We start from the raw sequence: 22,591 nt of genomic DNA, 5'->3' as shown, positions 1-22,591 counted from the left end.
AAAATCCAAAAAGATAAACTTTGTTTTTCTAGTCCTAAGTTGAGGTAGCTTCGCTTGTACCGCGAGAGGAGAAAGTTGGTGATAAATAATAGGCCGTTCCCACTAAGTCGAATTGCTCAGCGCATCACTCTGGCGAATATCGCATTCTTAATCTTGGCTTATTTGATGTCGCCAACCAAAGTGCAAGCCCAAAGCTCACAGGCCTGCGTGGAATTAGGTGCTCCTCGAATTGAGTACTCTTCTGGATCTGAAAGCATTCGCGTTAATCAAACAATCTCCACGACGGAACGCACGTGTCTCCCGATCCCAAACGGACCCATTACAGGACTTACAATTGGAAACTCCTCGATCACGTCCTCAGGTGAAATTGAGTTGTATGTTCCTGGCCAAAATACCGTTTCAAGCAATGCTTCAGTTTTAACTCTTCTGAATGTTGATGTCGCCGCAGGCAGCGGAGACTTCGTATCTCGGGAAGCGTTGGCAACAAACATCAATGGAAAGCTCAGAGTGAACCTCATTGGAACTTCGATTGGTTCCGGCAGATCAATGACGTTCGCTCCCTTCAACGGCGCGAATATCGACCCCACTGAAGTCTACTTCCAGTCTGACCGCCCGCTAACCTATGACAACCTTACCGTTATGGGAGCGACCGAAGTAGTTTTTGGGGCCTACTATATTCAGACTCGGGTTGCTGAGGCTTCTGATTTCACACTGACGAATAGTTCAATTTCTTCAACCAGTGACCTGGCGATAGCGGCAGGCACGACTGTTCGGCTTGATGCAGCAAGTAGTTTGAACACCGTAAACTTTGAGAATTTTGGCACGTTGGCCGGCACGGGAACCGTGAACGCATTCAACTTCACAGTTAAGAACGGGGGGGTGCTTTCGCCGGGCTTTTCAATTGGTACACTTAATAACAGTGGCGGAATCGCCTTTGAAACTGGGTCAAGGCTCTTAAGTGAAGTCGATCCAACTGCCGGGCAGAAAGCTGACTTGGTGTCATCCAGCGGGCGGGTGACAGGGATTGACAACGCCACAATCCAAGTCGAAGCCGCTCGTCCCGGTCTGACTGCGCAAGACTATGCGGCCGGCAACAATTACACGGTCCTTCAAGCCTCGAGTATTGATGGAGATTCGCCAACACTTGTTGCAGGTGGATCTCTGCCGGCTTTGTCTAATCTGACGATAGCCAATACGCCCACCGCAGATGGTCAGGTCGACATTGCATTCACCGCACAACCGGTCTCAAGCTTACCGCAGAACCCGGCGGTTACCAGTTCGCCAAACGCCAGCAACCTCGCTGGAGCGGTTGCTAATACCACAAACACATCACCGGGGACGGGGCTCAGTAGCGGTTCAACAATTGGTGCCGCTGTCAATACGCTCACCAATTCAGGTCTGGCTGGGTTTAATCGCGTGCATGCAGAACCCTATTCCTCCAACCTGACTATTGGGCTTGAGCAACTAGACCTGATAACAAACACTGTTCTGAGCCATGCTGACTGCCGCAAATATCAAGCAGTTGGTTTCAACAATCAAAACAGACCCGTTGCATCAGGTGGCATCGACACGGTCCGCAGCCCTAGTGGCGCAATCGACTGCTCTGATCGGCGCTGGTGGATCGACACGGCCTATGTGAGCGGGGACGTTGATGGAAGTAACGGCCTTGGCGCATTCGACTATTCGCTGGGCACCATTTTGGTTGGAGCGGATGTCGCAAGTACCAATAGAGGTGTGGTCGGTGTGTATGCAGGTTTCGGAACGTCCTCCATGGATGAGCACGATCAAGTCGACCAAGATTTTTCGACCGACAACTATCACGTGGGCGTCTATGGGCGAACAACACCCGGAACTTGGGAGTTCTCCGGACTGATCGGTTACATGTTCGGTGAAACCGACGCCAAGCGAAACAACCCTTCTGTTGATGGCTTTACGGGAGGCGAGGCTAAATCGGATTTGGACCAAGAGGGAATCCACGCCGGTATCCAGGCACGGAAGTTGTTTAACCTGGACAGCGGTGCAAGGGTTTCTACGGTTTTTGGATTGAACTACGGGCGTATTCAACAAGGTTCAGGCACAGAGACTGGCGGTGGTGACTTCAACTACTCAATTGAAAAAGCGGATGCAGAGTCTCTGGTCGCGTCCATTGGAGTTGACTACCAACGGGACTTCTTGACAGAGAATGGTGTGCTAACCCCAATTGCCTTTGCTCGTTATGAGTATGACTTCTTTGCCAACAAGGATAGTGAGCACGATATCACTGTAACGAGCCCGATATTTGGCACTTTCACACAAGTCGGACAAAACCGAGGGGCAAATGGCTTCGTGCTTGGTCTGGGGCTAGGGTATCAGATATCTGATCTGGCCAGACTAACGGCAGGATATGGCTATTCAGTTCGCTCCAACGGCCAAGAGCATGGCCTCGGTGCAAACTTAAGTGTTCGGTTCTGATTAGGGCGGACCAACGAAGAGGAGTGGTAAGCTAGCTGCAACAACTTGCGGAAGCTATCGTGGCAATGTGAGCGTCATTCTCTAGCGACTAAAATTTGGGGATATTAAAAACATAAAGCCGCGATTTCTTGGCGTCGTCTGTCAGGATGTAGAGAAGCCCTTTGGTCTCATCGAGAGCGATACCTTCGGGATGTTTAACTTCCTTTTGTTTGCCATCTTCTGTGAACGTCAAACTGATAGATTTTATGGACTTGGACTCTGGATTATAGACAAAAATTTGACGGCCTTTGTCACTTAGAATCCAAAGAGAACGTGAAGACGGGGACCATGCCAGGCCGCTCAAATCCAGTTCATCATTATCTACACGCTCGGAGATAAAACCTGCATCGCGGGCTAAAGGAATCATCTCAATAATTTCATCTAGCTCTGGTGATACGACCATTAACAACCTTGGTTGTCCCTCAATGCCAATGAAGACCCGCCCGGATTCCGGGTCGACGGCGATGCCCTCAGGTCCCTTGTTCAAAGGGTTACCGACGAGCAATTCAGCGGCGTCCGAGTAGCCTTTGAGAGATGTTAGGGGGATTGTAGTTAGTTGAATGGGGTCAGTCGGGTGAACGACTAGAATTGATCGATCAGTTTCCTGAAGTACTAAAACAGACCCATCTTTTCGTGATGCGACGCCCTCCAGATCTGATCCCGCCAATGAAGGCAGCTTGAATGAGTTTCCTAATGCCCCATCGATTCCAAGTAGGTGCAGTTTAGGTTCAGCGTCGCTTACTGACCATAAGAAGCCTTCCGCGTTGGACAGAGACAATCCGGAAGGCTCCGAGAAGCCTTCCGATTTATCCGCCACCTTGAAGGAGTCGATGAGAGTCAAACCGGGACTCTCGGCGTGGGCGAGCTCGATCCATGCCAGAAATGCAACAGTAGCGCTTGCAAAAGAAGCGAGTTCTCCAAGCTTGGGTAAGCACCGTGAAAACCCAAGTTTCGACCGAAGCAGCTTGTGTTCTGACATTGGATTTTCTCGCGCTTGGACCATATCCTTGTATCAGCGTTCGTATCACAGTCCGGACGCGATGTCCGAAGAATGCACGGTAATCTCTTTACCTGATCCCGCCTGTTGCGATTGAATTGAATAGGGCACGATGTGCCTTTGGTGAAGCGTAAGCTTTTGGCGTGAGCAGGAAGGAAGACAAGTTGAATACGACCCTCACATTTGTGACCGTGTTGTTGATGCTGCTGTTGCCAGGTGCTGCGGTGTCACAAGTCGACCCTGCGACGATGCTGGCCGGGGCTTCGGGGTCGGAAATCGTTATCGAACGCCGGTGGACGCAGTTTCGTGGCAAACAGGAACTGTATTTCTTTACTCTCGATGTGATCGTAACGATCATTCTGGCTGGCTTGATCGTCTATCATCCGGTGAGACGTAAAGCCCGTAGAAGTGTCAGCGATATCGTCATGCCGCGACTGTTCTTCCTTTATGCGCTTGTCGGCATGGCGGTTGGGTTTCTGGTCGTACAGCACGGATCGATGATCGGGTTCGTGATTTTTGGAATAGGAGCTCTGTTAAGGTTCCGATCAAATATGGATGACCCGGTCGACACGGTGGAAATGATTATAGTCACCGTGCTTGGGCTGGCGGTAGGGCTGGGCTTACCCTTGATGGCCACACTGGTGGCGATTGTATGTTGGTGTTTCATTTGGCTCGGTGGGCGAAACAAGGGCGTGGAAATTTCGCTCAAGGCTTCAAACGAAGAGCACTCATTGAAAGTCAGCGGGGACATTGAAGCCATGGCCGCAGACGCTGGCTGGAAGTTGGTCCGAAAACACCACGTTCCCGGCAAATCTCGCGTTTCATTGCTTTTCATTACTTCGGGAGGACTTTCAGAAGCCCGGATCGAAGAGATGGTAAACGATCTGGTCCCAGAAAAAGTTGAACTGAAACTCAATCTCTAGTCATTTGACAAGGTCTAATCGTTTCAACACCGCATTCGGGGATCTGATCTCTTTAGGGAGCGACTTGAAGTTTACCGACCTTTCGAAATCAGGTCCTCGATATACTGCTATCCCAAATTCGCCGTTTGGCTGGAACGTAACATGAGTGAAGCTGTGAGGTGATCTGGCTTTTGAGCCGATAAGCCGTCGGGGGCCACCTCCCAGACAAGCTTGGGAGACGTAAGCAACACCGTCTTTCCAACCTGGATAGAAGGCATGATGGTGGCCTGACAGATGCAGAACGACACCGCTTTCCAGGTAGATCTTCTCAAGTGTAGGGTCACCGATGATTTCTCGTTCGCGCTGGATCGCGAACGGCCAAAGTGGGAGGTGGCTGAAAGTAACAATAGGGTCTCCGTCTGCACCCAATTCCTGTAGCCGGTCCTGCTGGTCGCCGGATAGGGGACCTAGGGTCGTTGCATCCAGAGACGCAAACGTAATGCCCTGCATCTTAAATGCGTAGAAGAACGGGTAGTCATCTGAAACCAGGAAATCGACGCCTGGTTTTCTCGGCGTCCATTCCTCTGCGTATATTTTTCTTTCACGCTCGAACCCACGATAGGCGGAGGCATCGTGGTTTCCAGGCGTGACCGCAAATGGAATGCCGGCAGTCTCTAAAGGGTCTGATACGGCCTCGTGAAACGCCTTCCACATCTCCCTGACCTGTTTGTCGGACAAGTTGGGAATGCGCTGTCCCGCAACCATATCTCCGGTCGAAATAACCAAATCGGGATCAATCTCGATTATGCGCTCAATCGCTTTGTCGACGCGGGCATCGTATCTTACCGAACCATAGCTTCCATTCAGATCCGATATGACGATGACATCCAATGCCGCCGCTTTGCTGGCGAGCAGAGCGGTCCAAATGAACGCCGCAAAAAGGGTGGAAAGCTTACGGGGCATTACAGTCCACAGCCTCTACCTCGGTGTCGTTTCTCAAAAAGAATGCGACAGGATCCAAGTCGAACATCAAATCACCATTAGAACAATTGTCCCAGAGAATGGACGTTGCCAGCTCGGTGTTTTTCACAACTTGGGCAATCTGCCTATCTGACAACCCAAGGCTCCGCGACAACCAGCCGTAGACGAGACCTTGAGATTGAAGATCACTATTCAAAGCAACCAAGCGCCGATACGTGCTTGGAGAGAAGTGGCGAATTTTCTCCAGCATTTGGGTAGATTTCGCGAAGTTGGCATACTCGACACGCCCACCAGCATCGTTGTCGTTTAGATTGCTGCGACGGATCAATAACGCGTCGGCGGGAACGTCTCCATCGTTTGGCTCATGGTTCTTGGCTTTCTTATGCTTCAGCTTTCCGTCTTCGACCCAATACCAATAGGGTGTAAAGTCTATGTTTCCTACGCGGTCCTGCTGGCTAAAGATGAAATCGAGTAGAACAATCTCGGTAAGTTCTTGCATCCAAAATGCCATCTGTTGGTCGCTGACATCGGGGCCGAGATCCTTGTTGATCATCCGGTCTTTTCTGCCTTCTCTGACGCCCTCTGCAATGGCCTCTGACAAGGGTTTCGAAGAACGCAAAGCCAAGAAAGCGGGGGTTTCCTGAAAGTCACGGTTTTGGCCTTTCCCCCAACCAGACTTGCGAGTGCCGTTGATTTCCGAACCGTATCGATGCCCAGGACTATCAAGCAGGACACCGTAAATCTGCGTTCGATCTGCGGTGAATAGATCATCGGTCGGTTGGTATGAGTTCGGATCGGCGTCCGCAGCTGCAAAGACCCGCCAGCCTTCATGGTTCATGCGCCCGCCATGAGAGCCGCCAGAAATCGCAAGGCCAGGCTCTGCAACCTCGGAGAAATGCGCCTGGGCGTCCATGCTACGCCAAACGGCGACTGGAACTTTGACAGTTGCGTCGAAATATCTGGAGAAATGATAGTAAAGCAGCGACGAAGTGGAAAACGTTCCACTGGTGCCCTTTTGGTTCATGGTGGACTTGAATTTAGCGACCCTGTCCTTGGCCAGATCTTTCGCCGCCTTTCCCTCTTTGCAAGCGTTTCTCTCGAATTCAGAACGGTTCCTCGTGTAGGGTCCTTCCGAAATATCGTAGACGGCCATCCCTGGGCTGGTGCTCCAGGTTTTTGGGCAAATGGCGATTTCGGGCGCATAGAAATCGATTTCGCAATAGGCAGTTTCTTCCTCAAGATCGCTGTTCTTGTACTCGCCCGTTGGGACTTTTTCGATCCGAATGCAGTGTTCCGTAACACCATTGGGACTATCAAATGTCGTGGCTTCTCCGCGAACATCGTCGCTCGCCCACAAGGCAGTGGGCGCAATGAAAGCCAGTGACCCCAGAAGATTGAACCTCATTTGGATAGTCCTCCCGATGTCATTTGGGGCAAATCGCGGCCTGTTGTTCGCCGGAGATCTTCAAACTGGGGTCGACACTGAAGTTAGAGAACTTCGAGTCAATCCACTGGTCACACCCGCCTGAACATGGGGCCCCGTTTCGGGCATCATTCCAATATTCCTTGGCCCTTTCTTCCGTCCATCCGCAAAACTGAACAAGCGCCATTGCCGACAATGCACCAGAGGAATGAACGCCCCACATGCAGTGCACCAGGACAGGACCCTTTCCAGGGTCCTCAATCACCTCGTGTATGGCGGCCATGACAGTGCCGGGTCGGGACGATCTGGCGTTCTGATAGTCAAAGGATCCGTTTCCGCAACTGGTGCGGCCGTATTCGGTGTTCTTGCCGAAGTCCGCATAAAACCCGGCCGAAAACCCTTCATCGCACAGTGTTTCGCGCTGAGCGTTGCTCAAGCCCGTTCGACCCTTGTCGCCGCCCTTGAAGCCAGAGCGATACAAAACTCCGCTTAGGACTGGGCGAAAGAAAGCGACGCCATCGACGCCTCCGTCGCTGCCCTTTGAGAGCATCTGGCTGTTGCTTGGGCCACCGTTCCGACTGGTGACGTCAGAATTCGCCGCAGTTGCCAGAACACCGATGAATATGAGGGACGTCAAAAACCGCATGCCAGTTCCTTTCTATTCTTAAGCGCTATATGCTCAAACTCTTCCCACTTGGTAATCTATTGGAGCGGCTCATTCTCAGCAGCCGTATCAAGTGCGCGATAGACTTTCCGAACTGAAGCTTTAAATTGGCCACACCAGATTGATGATAAAGACGACCACGAAGTAGGCCAGAAATACTTTCCAGTTCAATTGGTCTTTGTTTTCTTCGTTTATCACGCCGGCCAATTTCAAGGCCAGGTTTGTTACAATTAGAGCGACGATGGTAACCGCCGCATGTGCCTAGTCGAAATGCAAACTGAAGCTCCCTTTTGCAGATGTTTGATTGATGAAAAATGTGTCAGCAGTCACCTGATGGCAGCATAGTTACATCTGAGTACCTTCCGTCAGATGTCGTGATCCGAGCACATGCACCAGTATCTCTGTTAAACCAGTACGAGGTCAGCCCTTCGCTGCGGATGAGTTCAAATCCGAGACTTTGGATGCCCATTTCAGCTTGGCCCGCTCTTGCCCCTTCAAATGACGAAAGATCGCTAGAGCTGCCCACAGTTGGTGCACTTGCATCCACTGATCCAACACTGTCGTCGCATGCTGCAAGCGCAGTAATACACGCCGTGCCGATCACCAATAGGACCTTGGGTTTCATCTGTTTTTCCCTCGCTTGTTTGGACTTGCGTTCCAGGGTTTCTGATTGACCACCTATTCAATTCCGAAAATGACGTTGTAGTCGACAGAAGAGTTGCTGCGATTGATAACCTCCACAACATGATCACCGGATTGCCAAAGCTGTCCTCGATACTCTTTGTCCGCCGACATCAATCCTAACAATTCAGATCCATCAGGGTTACGAATAACATAGTCCAAGGAGCCATTTCGCGGCGCAACTCGGACGTAAAGAAACTGTTCGTTCTTTGCACCGAGAACATATTGCTGCGACGCTCCGGGCGCGAGTTCACCAACTAGTTCGGCGCCGGTGGAATCAGCATCGAATTTGACACGTTGGCTACCGGTAGAACCGGCGGCGCCTGCCACTGCTCCACCGCCATCATCCATCGCTTCGACAACCGACATCTCGCCGATGCTTCCATCCTTGTAAGCGATGCAGCGCCAAAGTGTTCCACCTGCATCACGCAGCATAACGAGCGTACCAGCTTCCGAGAACTGAGAGCTTTCAATCGTTCCGGATTGACCGTCTGGTCCACCAACCAGCCGCAAATGGTCGATACACGCGTCGTCGGCTTCTGACATTGCAAAAGCAGCTGTGCTCGCGATTGCGAACATGGGTGTGAGGAGTTTGAGTAAAACGAGTTTCATCAGATGGTTCCCTGTTGGCTTGTCCTTGAAGTTTTGTTCCGTACAAAGCGGAACCTCACTTTGCTTCTCGTAACTTTGACAGAAATTCATCGCATGCCTGTGCGCTGCCGACGATCTCATCTGTCGTTTCAATTCCTTGCAGAGATGCCATCTCGGAATTTACGCGATTGAGGATTTGATCCGCTTGCTCGGCGGTGATCAGGTTCTCGGCTTGTGCTCCTTTCAATGTGGTGCAAACACCGGCGGACAAGCCTGTCGCAACGCCGACCCCCATTGCGGCCCCGCCACCCAAGGTCATCGCTCCAACCACGCCGAGGACGAGCCCGATCACAATTCCCAAGATTACTTTTCCCATGTTTTCCTCCTTTTGGGTGAGACAGAGCTCCGCCTTCACTTCTGGCGCAAACTGCGTACCCATCTGCAAATCAAGACCAGCGCTAACAGGTTGAGCACCGGTACAATCGCCGCAAACCACGGTTTGGCTGACTCTGAGACCAAATCCACTAGAATTATCCAAGGCAATCCCAACGGCAAAAGGAACACCCCGGACAAGGGATCTCGTTCCTGTCCCAACCAGCCAAATGTGCCGGTCAAGAATGCAATCAACGCCAACAGGTACAGGATCGAGAATACGATGATGGTGGTTCTACAAACCAAGTCGAGCCTCAGCAGATCAAGCCAGTGCTGCGCAGCCATTATTGGCCACGCATCAGACTGCTCACAATGCGCCTTCGTCGCCCAGGAACTCGATACCAGCCGTCGCGCCATCACTGTAGGCAATACAATTCCACGGAGCCCGATCCTCTCCAACGCCGACGGTGACCTGTGTTCCAGCTTCGCTGAATGCGGATGAGAGCACCACGACTTGCGAATTGTTCGTTGTTTTGGCCACATCTCGCAAACACGCCTGCTGAGCGGGTGTGAGTTCGGCGGGCGCACTGGATGTACCCGTGTCCTCACAGGCCGCAAGCAGTGTGAAACAAGTTGCGCCCGCAATCATCACTATCTTGTTGGTCATTTTCTTCTCCCTCTGAGTCTGGTGAAATTAACGAAGTTGGATACGCTTGTTTGAGGATCTCGCGTTTGGGCAGCCGACAGAACATACCTCGATCCTGTGACGACCTTTTCCAAAACTTGCTGCGGGGGGGCTTGGCGGGCAGATCACTATTACGTTGACTGCCAAGACCTCCAACAACGTGGGATGGCCGAATGACGTCACTAGCAAATGCTAGAGCAAACTCTGGAAAGAGGGCGAGTACGTTAAGTCTAAGCATCGCGCCCTCCCAACGACTGATCCGTGTAAAATGCCTTCCGACCGCCAGCACTCACACCAGCAGTCGGAAGGGCCCGACAAATCGGGCGACAGCGACAACAACGGAGGTAAAATGAAAGCTGTGTCGAATTCGCATGTTTGAATCTATTTTCTAATAAATCAATGTTTTTTCCGCGCGTAAAATTCATTACGCTCTCGTGCGATAGGCTTCTGCTTTCAAACAAAGGTAAGAAGGAGCATCCGTAGGGGCGAGTTCGCTCTCCTAAGCGGCGCAGCGTTTAAGGCCGCACAGAAGTTAAGAATGGAGTGAAATATGGGATTTAGCGAAGCCGTTAAAACGTGTTTCTCGAAATACTTTCAGTTCTCCGGTCGGGCTTTACGCTCAGAATACTGGTGGTTCTTCTTGTTCGTGGTTCTCGCGAGCGCTGCTTTAGCTGTGCTGGATACGATCATATTCGGGACCAACCCCGAAACAGGGCAGGGATCTCGGGTTCTGTCCTCTGTTTTCCAACTGGCTGTTCTCATACCCATGCTGGCCGCCGGTTGGCGGAGGCTGCATGATACAGGACGACCTGGCTGGTATTTGCTGCTGCCGATGGCGCTCAGCATTACAACGCTTTTTGTTATGCTGGGCGGCGTGGCGTTCTTCTCGGTATTGGAGCAAGGGACGGAAAACCCCGATGCATTACGAGGACCCGCGGCAGTCCTGGGCGTGACCGGTATTGTTGTTGTCTCAATTCTTCAATTCATTCTGTCCATCCTGATGATCTGGTGGCTGACGCGACCTTCCCAAGAAGGCGAAAACGAATACGGCGCACCTGTTTCCTAACCTTGTTGCCCGGGTAACGGACCGGAAACTTTGGCTGAATGACAGTACGAACCACACCCCTGGAGAGAGAAAATGAGGTTCAAAACGATTTCCATTGGAATGCTACTGATGGCTATGGCGACCACAGCATCAGCGGAGTGGTCGTTCAACTCCGGGCCTAATCCCAATGCATTTATTCAGACCGGAAACATGACGCTGGAGCTTCAGTGTGACCGTATCCGCTTTGCTCCGGCTGGATATGAGGACAGCCAGGACATTGTACAGAAGCAAGGGCTTTCCATTCGGTTTTTAAAGAATGGCACCACCGAAGTTGGGGCATTTCAGGTTGGCGCAGAAAACGCGGCTTTGCAGATCGTCGACAATTATCCTGTCGAGGTCAGTTTCAATAGTCAGCAGGATTATGGTTTTGTACTGGACCAGCTCGCGGCCAATGCATCCGTTAACCTGTCCATGATTGATCAAGATGTCAGCTACGGAATCTTTGACTTGAAAGGTTCCAGCGCGGCAATTCGGTCCCTTCGTTCCGCCTGCGATTCAGGAGCTAGCCAAGGGGCCTCCTACGAACCCCCAGAAGGCATCGTCTATTGTGGTGGCGGAGCGGTAGAGCGTGTCATCGAACCGGTAATTTTGGACAACCCGGACGGAGAATGGGACGCGCGAGTAACGGTCAACGGCGCGTCCATCAGAGCCATGACAGCCTACAGCTATTTCGGAAACTCTGAGCCACCGGCCGGATTTGTCGTTGCCCTGCTTGGGGAAGACAGGTCCGAATTTCTGATTTTTAACGAAGGCTTGGCAAACTGGCTGGAATATGGGGACTACAGGTATGATCAGTGCAACTGAAGCCACCTTCCAACCGGCTTCCCAACTGGCAAACTACTTGAAACGTTTGGTATCTGCGATCCTGCTTGGTTCGGGCCTGGTTTGGACCTCACCAGTTGTCGCGGCTGACGTTTCGCAACTTCCAACCGGTTTGCGAGCAAAGGTTGATCTGGCGGCACGAGCCTGCGCGGAGTTCAACAACGGTCAGTTTGGCTTAGATTGGGGCGCGGTCGAAAGGGTCGATCTCAACGGAGATCTACAACGCGACTGGGTTTTGAATGAGTCTGGTTTTGCGTGTTCGAGCGCCGCATCTCTTTACTGCGGAACTGGCGGATGCATGTCGCACTTTTGGGTTAGCGAAGAGGTGCACTCCTTGCTCAACCAAGGCTGGACGGTCGTTGATTTTGGGCGTCGACGCGTTGTCGTAGCGGATATTCATGGATCCAATTGCGACGGAATAAACCCAACGCCATGCGTCAGCGCTAGTGTTTGGGATGGCGAAGCCGACACTTGGCGCTCATCTGCTGGCGATTGGGAGTAAGCTGCATTTGGGCACCGCAGATAAGCCTGACGGCCTGTTTATTCGATGAGTTCTCTGTGGCACGCAATGAGGTCATTGGCCATGGATCTACCGAACCAATCTCTGGTTTGTGAGTGATCAAAATCAACGCATTGGACAAAGCCACCAGTCACTCTGTCCAGTGTTGGAAACTAGTACCGAGCGTGGGCTCTCTTTTCGACGATCACGATCCTCTTCGTCTGACACTCCCGCAAAAAGACAAACAGTCCTGATCCCAAGATTAGCGTGACACCAAGCGGGATGGGAAGGTTCTGTATTTCTACCGACCTAAATTCCTTTCTCTGGTCACAATACGGACTGACCATTCCAAAAATTTCCTACCGCCACCTTGATTTTCTGGATCAATCATTCCAAATCATGCGCATGAGCAAAAAAACTCTACCCAATGGCGACATCAAATCATCCGCAGGTCCAGGCAGACCTCGTGCCTTTGACGAAGCTGAGGCTTTGGAAAAAGCCTTGTGCGTATTTTGGCACAAGGGCTACGAGACCGCGTCCGTGGACGATTTGACCAAGGCCATGGGTTTGAGCCGGTCCAGCTTCTATGGAACGTTCGTCAACAAGCAGACTTTATTTCACAAAGCTCTCAGGCACTATTCAAGGCGTGGTTTGAAAAATCTGCGTGACGTTGCAGATGCGAGCGGAAATGACCCCGTTGGTGCGATAATGGAAGCTTTGGCGAACCCACAAGGTGGTCGTGACGGCTGCATGCTGATCAATTGCCTTACGGAGCTTGCTCCTCATGATGATGAAGTGGCGGCTCTCGGGCGACAGCATTTGGAGAGTATTGACGAGATTATTGCGAGAGCGCTTGAGCCTTCAGATCCGGGTGTGGCTCTCGGCAAGGCGCGCGCCTATGCCTCCCTTGCAATTGGCACGCTAGCCTTGCGCAAGGCGGGCGTTCCCGATGAGCAGATATCGCAAACCCTGAAACAAGCCCGGTTGGTGATTTCGCCATAAGGCCCCCCGCCACCATAAGGAAATGAAACCTAACACAAACTCAAACAAGAGACAGTGATCCTGTTATTGGACTAATCGGTCCAATAATATCTAAACGAAGTTTACCAAAGAAGGAAGCAGCAATGGCTGATGAAAAACTGTTCTCCGGCATCAAAGCTGGTGCAATCGAGCTGAAAAACCGCATTGTCATGGCGCCATTGACCCGCAACCGGGCAAGAGCCGAGGATGACAGTGTCCATGAATTGCAGGCCAAGTACTACGCCCAGCGGGCGGGTGCAGGTCTGATCATAACGGAGGCTTCGCAAATCTCGCCCCAAGGCAAGGGCTATGCCTGTACGCCCGGCATTTATTCCGAAGCGCAGATCGACGGCTGGAAAAAAGTAACTGAGGCCGTCCATGCCAAGGACGGGAAGATTGTAATCCAGCTTTGGCATGTGGGCCGGATTTCGCATTACAGCTTGCAGCAGGATGGTGGCGCCCCTGTTGCACCATCCGCAATTGGAGCTAAGGCCAAGACGTTTGATGGTGAGCAGTTTGTTGAAACATCTGAACCGCGGGCTCTGGCCATCGAAGAAATTGCTGGCATCGTTGCGGACTACCGGAGGGCCGCGGAAAACGCCAAAGAGGCCGGTTTCGACGGTGTTGAGGTCCATGCAGCCAACGGATATCTTATCGATCAATTCCTGCGGGACGAATCCAACCAGCGCGAAGACGAATACGGCGGTCCTGTCGAGAATAGAGCACGGTTCCTGAAAGAGGTCATGGACGTGGTTGTCGATGTCTGGGGCGCCGACCGCGTTGGTGTCCGCCTCAGCCCATTCTCGGACGCCAACAATATCTCCGACAGCGACCCACAGGCGACATTCACCCATGCCGTCAAATTGCTGAATGGTTATGGGCTGGCCTATCTCCATCTCGTGGAGGGACAGACCGGCGGCCCGCGCGATGTTCCGGAAGGTGGCGATCTGAAGGCGCTCTATGAATTGTTTGACGGTGCGAAAATGGGCAACAACGCTTATGACCGGGAAATGGCGATAGAAGCGGTTGAAACCGGAGCCGTCGATCTGGTGGCCTTTGGTCGGCCGTTCATTTCCAACCCGGATCTTGTCAACCGGCTGGAGAAAGACGCCGCGCTGAATGAGCTCGATCCAACCACTCTCTACGGCGGCACTGAAAAAGGGTACACCGATTACCCGGCACTGGAAGAGGAAGCGGTTGCCGCAGAGTGATACATCGCTCTTAACTCCGTAGTGACAAACAAAACCAAGCAAAGTGAGCGCGTCGGTTTGAACGCGCTCACCTAGCAGTTACGGAAATGCCCATTCTTGAAGCGAGGATCTATCACTAGCCTGCGAATTAACTGCTTCCCTATGATCAGGGTTGAATATTTCCAATCAGAATGCACTCTTGATTGAAAGGCGCCCGGTTTTAGTTGAAGAAGATGTGCGGTGACTACTTTCAATTTAGCGCGTTTCTTGAACCGCGCAAACTTATGGGCAAATCGTGCAAACTTATGCGCAAATGCCGCGCAAAATTATGGGCGAACACAGCCGAATTTCCTGAATGAAATCAACGATAGTAATGCATCGTTATGAGAACACCTACATCATGTGTAGGTTTGCGAATAACACTTCGCGCACCCCATAAGTTTGCGTAGTTTGCCCATTGTATTGCGCGGCACGATTGTCTGCCTTAACGATGAATTCAATCAGTTTTTGGCTTAGTCGTTGCGGTTATGGTCCTTTGCGTTGCTCGATCACGCAAAGGGCCTTCCTAAGGAACCTTGGGTTCCATGCGGCCTTTTTGCTTGGATTCTCGCGAACGTCTGCGACGCGCAGAATGCGGGCTTTGCAAATCTGCAAAGCCCATCCTCAATCGACAGACGGCGTGGTCTGGCTCTATCACCGATTTTATCAACGCCGTGTGATTTAAAAGCGGAATTATATGAATAGAATTTGACGCTCGTTTCTAGGCAATAGGCGCGATACGTTTCGTCAGTATCTACTCAGCGTCTCCAGTATTATGTTCCGCGTATTGACGTCGTTGTGGAAAATCCTGCCGGCGAGAAACTCGGACGGAAACTCAGGCCATGTCCTGCGCATTTCAGTGACGAGCCGTCGTGCTTCTTCTGAATTTCCCAACTGATCATACGCAACGGCTTGGAATAAGAGCGAAGGCGCGCTGACTGGCGCTCCGGCAGCTGGCGCTCCCTGAAAGGCTTCAACAACACTTTCGTAGTTCCCGAGCATTAGTTGTGAAACGCCCCAGATGTTTCTCGCACCAAACCTACCAGATCCTGATTTGGGTCTCTCTGGGTTGCTAACCTCGGCAGCAAGTTCCGGGGCGTTAGCCAAGATGGCGGTCATACCTGCAACGTCGAGAATATGGCCATCCTTCGGCGCCAGTTCGACGGACATTCTAGCGTATTTCAATGCCTCGTTTGGCTGGTTTTTGACAGCCAGCACCCAACCATTTGCGCCGTTTGCCCACGCATCAGAGGGGGACAATTCAAGCGCTTTTCCAGACATTTCCGAGGCTTGATTGAAGAGATCATCCCTTTGTGCTTCATCCGGCGACAACACCGCCAGGATCGCCAAGACCTGCGCTGATCCGGCATAGCCGTCGGACAGACCCGGGTCGAGTTCCCTAGCGTACTGGAACATTCCCAGCGCTATTTGCTGACGCTTGACATCAAAAACGGGGAAAAACATGCCGCGGGCTTGATCCGCAAGGTTGACCGCCTGGAGTCGTGTCAATGATTGTTCACCAAGCGCCACACGTTCTGCTTGTTCGATGGATCGAGTTGTTGGCACAACCTCCCTGCTATCCTGGCTCATCCAGATGCCAAGCACAGCGACCAATGCAAGAACACCCAGTCCTGCATGCAGCAGTTGCCGCGAACGCCAACGGCCTTCTGGATTGTCGCTCTTCAGCTCACTTGATGTGCGGTCTTCGATTGTAGGTTCGAATGAAAACCGCGGCTTGTATCCGCCGGGGTCAACAAAAATGCGAACTCCATTGCCGTCCCAGTGATCTTCGTAGAACTGATGCAAAAGACGACGCAGCCGCCTTGCCTCAACGCGAACCAGGTTTTGACCACCAGTACCATCTATGCGCCGCCCATAGACCTCAACAGCGATAGCTTTGCCTCTAATCTGATTGCTTCGACCAGATAGAGATTCCTCGACTATATAGGTGAGAAATTGCGTGAGTCGTGGTGAAGCTTGAAACCCGTCGCTTGATACGATTCGACTCAGAGCTTCCCGAATGAGTTCCGGAGAAGGCTGCCCAACATGTTGATTTATTGTTAAATCGTTGGATTTGTTCAATGTCAACTCACCCCCAACTCACGGTGACTCACTTGGCCTTTGCGGTCAACCGCACTCATCTTGATTTGAGAATAGATAGTGGGTGTCGGGACTTTTCCAGTGACGGTCGACCTGATTGAAGAAATTCCAGAACTTTCTGATGTGCTGTCGGGGCGTATCGGAACGGATGCGCTACTCGGCGAGGTCATCGAAGACCTGAAGAAAGCATCTGCGTTTTCGAAAGACGCATCGATCTCGGCCTTAGAGCGCGCCGAATGGGCCCACATCAAATCTGAACTCATCAACGAGCTTCGTCGGATGTTGAAGCGCAACCTTTGAGATACTTCCAACTGAGGACCAATCCATGACCAAGGAAGACAATAGAAAAGACCAGGACGACAAACAGGTTCGGGCATCAGATCAAATTGAAGACCCGTCGCGGCGGAGTGTTCTTAAGGGCTTGGCAACTGGAGCGGCTGCGACAGGGGCAGCTGGGTTTGCGGCAGGAAGTGCCGAGGCCCACGAAGGAGGCGGTCCACTGGGAGAAACACTCAAGAACCCATATGGTGGTCGACCCGCAGGCGGCATCTCTTTGCCAGAGTACTTCCGTCCTACGAAGTACATGACTGGTTCAAATGCGAACTATTTTCCGCTTAGTGAGGAGTTGGGGCCAGATGAGATGCGCATCTCATTCTGCGGCTCAACACCATATCCGCCGCGCGAAGATCAGGCGGGTACTTGTATCATGGTGGAGTTGGGGAATGGAAAACGGTTCTTCTTCGACTTTGGGTCCGGTTGTGTCCGCAACATCATTGCGATGCAAGTGCCTGGGCAGTTGATCAACGATATCTTCATCTCTCATTTGCATGTCGATCACTACGCCGACATTCCTTATATCTATCCGTTCCGGGCTTGGTCTGGAGGGTATACACCATTGCGCATCCATGGTCCCTCTGGTCGGACACCCGAACTTGGCACAGCTGGAATGGTCAAAGGCATGCAACAGATGCTCAAATGGCATCTGGAGGCCTTTGATGTGTTCCCGATTGGGGACGGCTATGAGATCGAGGTCAACGAGTTCGATTTCCGCCAAGAAGGTGGCATCGTTTATGACCAAGACGGTGTGACTGTTCGGTCCTGGCCGCGCAGTCATGCCAAGGACGGCGCAGTTGGTTATCGGCTCGATTGGAACGGTCTGAGCTTTGTATGGACCGGCGATGGACGCCCGGATGAGCTTTCACGGAAATACGGCGAAGGCGTTGATGTCTTTGTAACCGAAATGTCGGGACAGGATATTGGTCAGTTGATGACTTACAAATACGGTATCCCACAGGATCTCTTTAATTACACTATCGATACGCATCACACCTCCCACTATGCCGTGGGTAAGCTCTTTGCTGACACAAGGCCGCGTTTGGGAATGGTGACACACTATACCCAGGACGAAGACATTGACGCTGAAATGTTGGCTGGTATTCGCGCTCACTACGACGGTCTGTTCCAATGGGGTCTCGATGTAGCCGTTGTGAACGTGACCAAGGATGCAATCTGGTACAGGAAAGCTGCATTGCCCGGAAAATCCGGTACTGTGCCACCATTTCGTGAACTGGCTGCGGCAGCCGAGGCCGGGCGTATTGAGCTTCCGGATGAAATCACATTACCGAATCCGAGGCTCACCCGAGCAGATCAGCAAGACCAGAAGTACCGTGATATGGAGATCGATCCACGCGAATACTACCCAACTGACGTTTTCCGAGCACCCGGCGGAGATTGGCCGCAGAACTTTACCATCAAAGTTTCTGATATAATCGGCTCGCGCGATGAAGACTGAGAGGAGATCCAATCATGATTGAATTCGGTTCGACTTCTGCGATCCCCGTAACGATCCTTACCGGCTTTCTTGGAGCCGGTAAGACAACACTTTTGAACCGCATCCTGACCGGCAATCACGGGTTGCGGGTTGCGGTTCTTGTAAATGACTTTGGATCCATAAACGTCGATGCAGACTTGGTGGTCGGCCTCGAAGATGACGTCATGAGCCTCGCGAATGGCTGCGTTTGCTGCTCGATCCGAGATGACCTGATCGAAACGGTGGAAGCCGTTCTCGCCCGGCCCGAGAAACCGGAATACATCGTCCTTGAAGCAAGCGGAGTGTCGGATCCGTCATCAATTGCGATGACATTTACCGATCAGAAGTTTCGGGACATGATCCGCTTGGACAGCCTTATGTGTCTGGTTGATGCGGAACAGCTTTTTGCTGCGCCGGAACAAATGGAACTGAAGCTCCGTCAAATCGCGTTCTCAGATATGGTTATTTTGAACAAAGTCGATCTTGTCGACAGGGCCGCTGTTCAAAGGGTGCACGATTGGCTCGGGTCTCGCTTCCGTCGCTATCGTTTGGTCGAAGCTGTCAATGCGGACGTCCCGCTGGATATACTTCTTTCAGTCGGTCGCTTTGCCGCCGAACAGCTACAAACAGAAATACCCGATCATCATGAACATGGCCCCGACTGCGGTTGCCGCCACGCTGATCATTCAGACAGCTTTTCAACAACTATGATGAAAGCTGAACACCCCATAAGCCTATCCTCTCTCCGCAGCGCTATTCGGAAGCTTCCCGGTGATGTCTATCGTCTCAAGGGTTTTGTCTTCAGTGAGGAGGATCCGGATCATCGCATTCTTGTTCAGGTCGTTGGAAAACGTATGGACATCGCACGGGATGGAACATGGGGTGACCGCAAACCCGAAACAAGGCTTGTCGCGATAGGCGCACCGGGGGCCCTCTCCGAGGATGTGCTTTCGGATTCGCTTATGGAGACAGTCTGAAAGCCATGTTCGATCAAGTATTTTGGCTATAAGTCAACCGTGCTGGATAATTTCATCCAGTTCGGCGGCGGCGGACTGTGAGTGGGCCATTGACGTCATTGCCAACCTGGCGATCTCAAGTGCAAGCCACTGATCAGCCCCATTTGTGTGGTCCAATTTGATTGTCAGTGCATGACCGGCCTTTGGTCCATTTGAACGATGGTTTCCGGGGCCGGCGGTTTATATCCCAGAGCACTGTGAGGGCGTTTTGTGTTGTAGTGTTTCCTCCATTCTTCGATCAAAATCTGCGCTTCTCTTAGACAGTAGAAGACTTCTCCATTCAGGAACTCATCTCTGAACCGCGCATTGAAACTTTCACAGTAACCGTTCTCCCATGGGCTGCCTGGCTCGATGTATGCGGTCTTTGCTCCAACTGCATTGATCCAGTCTTGCACCGCCACGGCAATGAACTCAGGGCCATTGTCGGAGCGAATGTAGCTTGGCACACCGCGCATGATGAACAGGTCACTCAGCACGTCGATGACATCGCTGGAGTTCAGCTTGCGGTCCACACGGATCGCCAAGCACTCCCGGCTGTACTCATCGATGACGTTGAGCGTGCGGAATGCCTTTCCGTCATCCGTTCGACAATGCACGAAGTCATAGCTCCAGACATGGTTTCGATGCTCCGGCCGCAGCCGAACACACGATCCATCATTTAACCAGAGCCGCCCCTTCTTTGGTTGTTTCATTGGCACTTTCAGCCCCGCCCGACGCCAAAGCCTTTCGACACGCTTGTCATTCACCTGCCAGCCCGCATCTCTCAGCAAAGCCGCGATCCGGCGATAACCGTAGCGGCCATACTGGCGGGTCAATTCTATCATGTCCGCCACCAGGCGCTTCTCGTCAGCTCGACCTTTCGGCAGCTTTCGCTGTGTGGATCGGTGCTGTTTCAGGACGCGACACGCCCGGCGTTCTGAGACACGCAGTTTGTGGCGCACATGGTTGATGCAGGCACGGCGACGGGCGGGGCTCAGTAGTTTCCCTTGGCCGCCTCCGTCAGGATCAGTTTGTCCAGGGTAAGATCCGAGACGACCTTTCGAAGACGCTCATTCTCTTTTTGAAGGCGCTTGAGTTCCTTCAATTGATCCGTACCCATTCCGCCGTACTTCTTCTTCCAGCGATAATAGGTCTGTTCAACAACACCAATCTGCCGGATCGCATCCAGACGGGACATGCCTTGCCCCATCAATATCTCAACCCGCCGCAACTTCGAGACAATCTTTTCCGGCTTCGGTCGCTTGTTCACCATGTGGTTCCTCCATTTTCTTAACCATAACGGCGGACCACTTCAGAGGGGGAGGATCATGACCAAAGTCGACGAGGTGGCTTGTGTCTTTACCGATGTCGATGCCCATGACTGCGATCTTTTCCATGTCTTCTGGGATTTTTGGCAAGCTCAAGGATTGGAGACGCGTGACGACACGCTATGACCGATCACCAAAGGTGTTCCTCTCGGCCATCGCACTCGCCGCACTCGTCATCTATTGGTTATGAATCCTGACCCTAGGATTGCGCTGGCCAATAGAAGAAAACCAAATCCACCGGCATGCCCGGGCTGATCAGTGAATATTCAAACACAGGATCATCATAGAGGTCATTCATTCCCGAAACAGCATGACCTTCCGTTGGCATCCAGTTTTCGTCAAAACCCATCTCATAGTCGCCATTTTCGTCATGGTAGGCCACAACGCTATAGTAATCGGCATTCAGTTCAGGGAAGTCCACGCGTTGCGGTTCCATGCTGGCCGGAAGCGCGATAAAGCCAGCGGCTGCGTTGTAATCCAGTATGTCGAAGGCGGCAGCATTATCAAAGGCCATGACAACAAGTTGACCTTTGTCACTGCGTGCGCCGCGCAGGTTGATCACCAGCCCATAGTCGGAAGGCGTTCCTGTCGAAGAGGCCGAGGTCACGGCGATGTCGGTGCGAAAACCTGAGGCGACCCAGGCTCCGCCAACAAACAGGGCGGCTGTGGCCAGAGCCCCGAAGATGCGTTTTGAGTTGGACGGCATGGCTTGATCCTCGCCTTAAGAGTGGTTCGAAGTTTTGGCGTCTTGTTTCTTGGGCTGCCAGCCGGGCGGACGGAACAGAACCCCCAGCTTGTTCCGGAAACCCGGCATACGCCACGCATCGCGAAAGACACGGGTAAAGCCGTGAAAAAACGCCACAAACGGATTCACCGAATTGATGGGCGTAACCAGACCATAGGTGACTTCCTCGTTCTCCTCTTCGAATGTGCCAAACATACGGTCCCAGATGATGAAGATCCCGCCATAATTCTTGTCCAGGTACTTGCGGTTTGACCCATGGTGCACACGGTGATGCGACGGCGTGTTCATGATGTACTCAATGGGCTTCCAAAGCTTGCGAACCACCTCGGTGTGCAGCGCCGTCTGGTAGAGCTGCACCAGAAGTTCCGCAATCAAAACAACGAAGGGATTGAAGCCGAGAAGAACCAACGGCAGGTGGAAGAAGACGGGCCAGAAGCCATCCAGCGGACCATGCCTGTAAGCCACCGAGATGTTGAAGAAAGGTGAACTGTGATGCACCGAATGGGTGGCCCACAGAATATTGATCCGGTGCAGAATTCGGTGTTCCCAGTAATAGGCAAGGTCCGCAAGAACCAGCACAATCAGGAACGACGCCCATGTCGTGGGAATGTCGAACACAGCATATTGCGACGCCCAGACATACGCTCCGACATAAAAGCCGGCCATCAGCACAAAGGTAATCGCAATGAAAAAGCCAAGAGTGATGAAGTTGGTGGCCGTGTCCCCAACCATCTCGAAGCTAAGCTTTTTCCCTATGGCGTAGCGTACAAGCTCAAAGATCAGGAAACCTATTGCAAAGACGAAAAACCACTCGTCGATCATTGTCTCCCAATAGTTGAGCTGAAAGTCGCTAATGTACGTGTTGAGGAGTTCCATTCTCATCGCCTCCTAATAAGTTGTCTTTTGTGACAAGTAATGGATTTCAGACCCATGTCAAGTAGACCGCTCGACAAATGAAGCTCTGGTTTAAAAACGCATTCACCGCAGGAAAACGCTGCTTAATAAAGAAAAGGGTTTGGCCGCTCTCGAGCTCAGATCTTCTTCCCGAGCACAGCATCGTCGTTTCGCAATATATAATACAGCCCGGGCCGGAAACTTCGGACGGGGGTTCACCAGAACGAACCATCCCCGGTCGGATGGCAATCTCGATGA

General features: G+C 52.2%; 23 protein-coding genes and 1 pseudogene. 11 read left to right on the top strand and 13 right to left on the bottom strand.

All coding sequences use genetic code 11. The features are described 5' to 3' along the window. Positions 1-78: 78 nt before the first annotated feature. Positions 79-2,451, top strand: a complete 2,373-nt coding sequence (locus tag ACR3E6_RS17175) for an autotransporter family protein (RefSeq protein ID WP_480488350.1) — start codon at positions 79-81, stop codon at positions 2,449-2,451. 88 nt (positions 2,452-2,539) lie between these two features. On the opposite strand, the gene ACR3E6_RS17170 is transcribed toward ACR3E6_RS17175, so the two are convergent. Next, on the bottom strand, positions 2,540-3,469 hold the full coding sequence (locus tag ACR3E6_RS17170) for an SdiA-regulated domain-containing protein (RefSeq protein WP_480488348.1): 930 nt from the start codon (positions 3,467-3,469) through the stop codon (positions 2,540-2,542). 182 nt (positions 3,470-3,651) lie between these two features. Here ACR3E6_RS17170 and ACR3E6_RS17165 point away from each other — a divergent pair, with 182 nt between their 5' ends. Further along, positions 3,652-4,410, top strand: coding sequence for a DUF4956 domain-containing protein (locus tag ACR3E6_RS17165; RefSeq protein ID WP_480488346.1), 759 nt, complete (start codon positions 3,652-3,654; stop codon positions 4,408-4,410). On the opposite strand, the gene ACR3E6_RS17160 is transcribed toward ACR3E6_RS17165, so the two are convergent. The 7 genes from ACR3E6_RS17160 to ACR3E6_RS17130 all read right to left on the bottom strand — a co-directional run bounded on the left by ACR3E6_RS17160 (position 4,411) and on the right by ACR3E6_RS17130 (position 9,768). Beyond that, the gene (locus tag ACR3E6_RS17160) at positions 4,411-5,352 is read right to left on the bottom strand and encodes a metallophosphoesterase family protein (protein ID WP_480488344.1); all 942 of its coding nucleotides are present in this window, start codon (positions 5,350-5,352) and stop codon (positions 4,411-4,413) included. Beyond that, entirely contained in the window at positions 5,342-6,775 is a 1,434-nt protein-coding gene (locus ACR3E6_RS17155) for a hypothetical protein (protein ID WP_480488342.1), read from the bottom strand. The genes ACR3E6_RS17160 and ACR3E6_RS17155 overlap by 11 nt, the downstream gene beginning before the upstream one ends. Positions 6,776-6,794: 19 nt before the next feature. Then, entirely contained in the window at positions 6,795-7,439 is a 645-nt protein-coding gene (locus tag ACR3E6_RS17150) for a hypothetical protein (protein WP_480488340.1), read from the bottom strand. 696 nt (positions 7,440-8,135) lie between these two features. Next, positions 8,136-8,750 carry a hypothetical protein gene (locus ACR3E6_RS17145; RefSeq protein ID WP_480488338.1) on the bottom strand — a complete coding sequence of 205 codons (615 nt, stop codon included), beginning with the start codon at positions 8,748-8,750 and terminating at the stop codon, positions 8,136-8,138. 55 nt (positions 8,751-8,805) lie between these two features. Next, the gene (locus ACR3E6_RS17140; protein WP_113790468.1) at positions 8,806-9,105 is read right to left on the bottom strand and encodes a hypothetical protein; all 300 of its coding nucleotides are present in this window, start codon (positions 9,103-9,105) and stop codon (positions 8,806-8,808) included. A gap of 35 nt (positions 9,106-9,140) precedes the next feature. Further along, complete coding sequence (locus ACR3E6_RS17135) at positions 9,141-9,446, bottom strand: hypothetical protein (protein WP_171638328.1); 306 nt, start codon at positions 9,444-9,446, stop codon at positions 9,141-9,143. A 22-nt stretch (positions 9,447-9,468) separates the two neighbouring features. Further along, complete coding sequence (locus ACR3E6_RS17130; protein WP_171638330.1) at positions 9,469-9,768, bottom strand: hypothetical protein; 300 nt, start codon at positions 9,766-9,768, stop codon at positions 9,469-9,471. Between the two features lie 568 nt (positions 9,769-10,336). Between ACR3E6_RS17130 and ACR3E6_RS17125 the strand changes: the two genes are divergently transcribed. The 5 genes from ACR3E6_RS17125 (at position 10,337) to ACR3E6_RS17105 (ending at position 14,443) form a co-directional block, all read left to right on the top strand. After that, the gene (locus ACR3E6_RS17125) at positions 10,337-10,852 is read left to right on the top strand and encodes a DUF805 domain-containing protein (RefSeq protein WP_480488336.1); all 516 of its coding nucleotides are present in this window, start codon (positions 10,337-10,339) and stop codon (positions 10,850-10,852) included. Positions 10,853-10,924: 72 nt separating this feature from the next. After that, entirely contained in the window at positions 10,925-11,695 is a 771-nt protein-coding gene (locus ACR3E6_RS17120; protein ID WP_480488334.1) for a hypothetical protein, read from the top strand. Further along, positions 11,679-12,215 carry a hypothetical protein gene (locus tag ACR3E6_RS17115; RefSeq protein WP_480488332.1) on the top strand — a complete coding sequence of 179 codons (537 nt, stop codon included), beginning with the start codon at positions 11,679-11,681 and terminating at the stop codon, positions 12,213-12,215. The genes ACR3E6_RS17120 and ACR3E6_RS17115 overlap by 17 nt, the downstream gene beginning before the upstream one ends. Positions 12,216-12,479: 264 nt before the next feature. Then, positions 12,480-13,214, top strand: a complete 735-nt coding sequence (locus tag ACR3E6_RS17110) for a TetR/AcrR family transcriptional regulator (protein WP_371807744.1) — start codon at positions 12,480-12,482, stop codon at positions 13,212-13,214. A 122-nt stretch (positions 13,215-13,336) separates the two neighbouring features. Then, positions 13,337-14,443: an alkene reductase gene (locus ACR3E6_RS17105; RefSeq protein WP_480488330.1), complete on the top strand. Its 1,107-nt coding sequence runs from the start codon at positions 13,337-13,339 to the stop codon at positions 14,441-14,443. A 765-nt stretch (positions 14,444-15,208) separates the two neighbouring features. Here ACR3E6_RS17105 and ACR3E6_RS17100 read toward each other — a convergent pair. Further along, on the bottom strand, positions 15,209-16,543 hold the full coding sequence (locus ACR3E6_RS17100; protein WP_480488328.1) for a tetratricopeptide repeat protein: 1,335 nt from the start codon (positions 16,541-16,543) through the stop codon (positions 15,209-15,211). A gap of 99 nt (positions 16,544-16,642) precedes the next feature. On the opposite strand from ACR3E6_RS17100, the gene ACR3E6_RS17095 reads away from it, so the two are divergent. Genes ACR3E6_RS17095 through ACR3E6_RS17085 form a run of 3 tightly spaced genes read left to right on the top strand, consistent with a single transcriptional unit; the run spans position 16,643 to position 19,348 of the window. Continuing rightward, positions 16,643-16,861, top strand: a complete 219-nt coding sequence (locus ACR3E6_RS17095) for a hypothetical protein (protein ID WP_171638341.1) — start codon at positions 16,643-16,645, stop codon at positions 16,859-16,861. Positions 16,862-16,886: 25 nt separating this feature from the next. Further along, positions 16,887-18,353 (top strand): guanitoxin biosynthesis MBL fold metallo-hydrolase GntH, encoded by a 1,467-nt coding sequence (gntH, locus tag ACR3E6_RS17090; RefSeq protein WP_209834444.1) that lies wholly within the window; start codon positions 16,887-16,889, stop codon positions 18,351-18,353. 14 nt (positions 18,354-18,367) lie between these two features. Next, the gene (locus ACR3E6_RS17085) at positions 18,368-19,348 is read left to right on the top strand and encodes a CobW family GTP-binding protein (protein WP_480488326.1); all 981 of its coding nucleotides are present in this window, start codon (positions 18,368-18,370) and stop codon (positions 19,346-19,348) included. Between the two features lie 164 nt (positions 19,349-19,512). On the opposite strand, the gene ACR3E6_RS17080 is transcribed toward ACR3E6_RS17085, so the two are convergent. Continuing rightward, a protein-coding gene (locus ACR3E6_RS17080) for an IS3 family transposase (RefSeq protein ID WP_480488324.1) occupies positions 19,513-20,639 on the bottom strand; the annotation gives its coding sequence in 2 pieces (ribosomal slippage) (positions 19,513-20,375 and positions 20,375-20,639; 1,128 coding nt in all). Next, positions 20,584-20,763, bottom strand: a complete 180-nt coding sequence (locus ACR3E6_RS17075) for a hypothetical protein (protein ID WP_480488322.1) — start codon at positions 20,761-20,763, stop codon at positions 20,584-20,586. Before ACR3E6_RS17075 ends, ACR3E6_RS17080 begins: the two co-directional genes overlap by 56 nt. A gap of 10 nt (positions 20,764-20,773) precedes the next feature. Here ACR3E6_RS17075 and ACR3E6_RS17070 point away from each other — a divergent pair. Further along, positions 20,774-20,884: pseudogene (locus ACR3E6_RS17070) on the top strand (IS5/IS1182 family transposase); the annotation flags it as partial. Between the two features lie 9 nt (positions 20,885-20,893). Here the strand turns inward: ACR3E6_RS17070 and ACR3E6_RS17065 are convergent. Continuing rightward, complete coding sequence (locus tag ACR3E6_RS17065; protein ID WP_480488321.1) at positions 20,894-21,400, bottom strand: DUF2141 domain-containing protein; 507 nt, start codon at positions 21,398-21,400, stop codon at positions 20,894-20,896. Positions 21,401-21,415: 15 nt separating this feature from the next. Then, positions 21,416-22,315, bottom strand: a complete 900-nt coding sequence (locus ACR3E6_RS17060; protein ID WP_480488319.1) for a sterol desaturase family protein — start codon at positions 22,313-22,315, stop codon at positions 21,416-21,418. Positions 22,316-22,591 lie beyond the last annotated feature (276 nt).

It is taken from the genome of Ruegeria sp. AL3, assembly GCF_056536065.1.
This window is presented reverse-complemented; position numbering and strand designations above follow the sequence as displayed.